Consider the following 1,885-nt stretch of genomic DNA (forward strand, 5'->3'; position numbering starts at 1 on the left):
AGCGCCGATGCATGTCTCGAAGGTCGCGCACGTGACCGCCGACGGCAAGCCGACGCGCGTCCGCTTCGAAATCAAGGACGGCAAGAAGGTCCGCGTGGCCGTGAAGTCCGGGGAGCAGATCAATGGCTGATCAGTACAAGCCGCGCCTGCGCAAGCTGTATGAAGACAGCATTGTGAAGGCGATGACCGAAAAGTTCGGTTACACCAACCCGATGCAGGTGCCCAAGCTCGAGAAGATCGTGCTGAACATGGGCGTCGGCGAGGCGACCCAGGACAAGAAGAAGGTCGAGATCGCGGCTCAGGAAATGACCGCGATTGCCGGCCAGAAGGCCGTCATCACCAAGGCCAAGAAGTCGATCGCGCAGTTCAAGCTGCGTGAAGGCATGCCGGTGGGCTGCAAGGTGACGCTGCGTAGCGAGCGGATGTACGAGTTCCTCGACCGCTTCGTGACCATCGCCCTGCCGCGCGTCCGCGACTTCCGTGGCCTGTCCGACAAGTCGTTCGACGGCCGTGGCAATTATGCTACGGGCCTGAAGGAACAGCTGATCTTCCCGGAAATCAGCTACGACAAGATCGACAAGATCCGCGGCATGGACGTGATCGTTGCGACGACCGCGAAGACCGACGAGGAAGCGCGCGAGCTGCTTCGTCTGTTCGGCTTCCCGTTCCCGCAGCCGGTTACCGAAGAAAAGAAGGCGGCCTGATCCTCCTCATGGAGACAGGCTCGATCCGATAAGGAAAGAGAACTTAAGTCATGGCGAAACTGAGTTCGATCAACAAGAACGAGAAGCGCAAGAAGCTCGTCAAGCAGTATGCTGGCAAGTATGCGCGCCTCAAGGCGATCGCGGCTGACGAAGGCAAGGACGAGACGGAGCGCCTGATTGCGCGCCTGAAGCTCGCCGAGCTGCCCCGCAATGCGAACCCGACCCGGGTGCGCAACCGCTGCGAACTGACCGGGCGCCCGCGCGCTTACTACCGCAAGTTCCGGCTGTGCCGTGTCCAGCTTCGCGATCTGGCCAACAAGGGCCTGATCCCGGGCGTCACGAAGTCGAGCTGGTAAGGAACCGAATATGGCTCTGACCGATCCTTTGGGTGATCTGCTCACCCGCATCCGTAACGGCCAGCGCGCGCGCAAGGACAGCGTCCTTTCGCCGGCGTCCAAGCTGCGTGCCCGCGTCCTCGACGTGCTGCAGCGTGAAGGCTATATCCGTGGCTACAGCGCGGAACAGGTTGCCGGCCACGATGGCCTGCGCATTGAACTGAAGTATTTCGAGGGCCAGCCGGCGATCCAGCATGTCGCCCGCGTCTCGAAGCCTGGCCGCCGCGTCTACTCGGGCTCCAAGGAGCTGCCGCGTATCCGCAACGGCCTCGGCATCACCATCGTCTCGACGCCGAAGGGCGTTCTCTCCGACGCGGAAGCGCGCGAGCAGAATGTTGGCGGCGAGATCCTTGCGGAGGTCTTCTGATGAGCCGCACTGGTAAGAAGCCGGTCGTCGTGCCTGCGGGCGTGACGGCCACGATCGAAGCCGGTCAGCTTTCGGTGAAGGGGCCCAAGGGCACCCTGTCGATCCCGCTAGCCGCCGAAGTGACCTATGCCATCGAGGACGGCCAGATCGCCGTCCAGCCGGCCAACCAGACCAAGCGCGCGCGCTCGTTCTGGGGCATGCAGCGTTCGCTGGTGCAGAATCTGGTGACGGGCGTGACCGAGGGTTTCTCCAAGACCCTGCAGATCACGGGCGTCGGCTACCGCGCCAACCTTCAGGGCAAGAACCTGAAGCTGCAGCTCGGCTACAGCCACGACGTCGATTTCGCGGTGCCGGAAGGCATCACGATCGTGACGCCGGATCAGACGACCGTCCAGATCAGCGGCATCGACAAGCAGAAG

At 62.7% G+C, this 1,885-nt stretch carries 4 protein-coding genes and 1 pseudogene; all 5 read left to right on the top strand.

The genetic code is table 11. The features are described 5' to 3' along the window. A pseudogene (locus CHB74_RS21390) lies at positions 1-130 on the top strand (50S ribosomal protein L24); the annotation flags it as partial. Further along, entirely contained in the window at positions 123-704 is a 582-nt protein-coding gene (rplE, locus tag CHB74_RS21395) for a 50S ribosomal protein L5 (RefSeq protein ID WP_089221471.1), read from the top strand. The pseudogene CHB74_RS21390 and the gene rplE, both read left to right, overlap by 8 nt. Before the next feature lie 50 nt (positions 705-754). Next, positions 755-1,060: a 30S ribosomal protein S14 gene (gene rpsN / locus CHB74_RS21400; protein WP_089221472.1), complete on the top strand. Its 306-nt coding sequence runs from the start codon at positions 755-757 to the stop codon at positions 1,058-1,060. Positions 1,061-1,070: 10 nt separating this feature from the next. Further along, positions 1,071-1,466, top strand: coding sequence for a 30S ribosomal protein S8 (gene rpsH, locus CHB74_RS21405; protein ID WP_089221473.1), 396 nt, complete (start codon positions 1,071-1,073; stop codon positions 1,464-1,466). Next, a partial coding sequence (gene rplF, locus CHB74_RS21410; protein WP_089221474.1) for a 50S ribosomal protein L6 occupies positions 1,466-1,885 on the top strand: 420 nt, incomplete at its 3' end. The genes rpsH and rplF, both read left to right, overlap by 1 nt.

The sequence above is a fragment of the Edaphosphingomonas laterariae genome (assembly GCF_900188165.1).
Lineage (GTDB): Bacteria > Pseudomonadota > Alphaproteobacteria > Sphingomonadales > Sphingomonadaceae > Sphingomonas_E > Sphingomonas_E laterariae.

Bases quoted from the DNA above. Each gene is read 5' to 3' on its own strand.
- rplE (WP_089221471.1), top strand. From the start codon at position 123: ATGGCTGATCAGTACAAGCCGCGCCTGCGCAAGCTGTATGAAGACAGC.
- rpsN (WP_089221472.1), top strand. From the start codon at position 755: ATGGCGAAACTGAGTTCGATCAACAAGAACGAGAAGCGCAAGAAGCTC.
- rpsH (WP_089221473.1), top strand. From the start codon at position 1,071: ATGGCTCTGACCGATCCTTTGGGTGATCTGCTCACCCGCATCCGTAAC.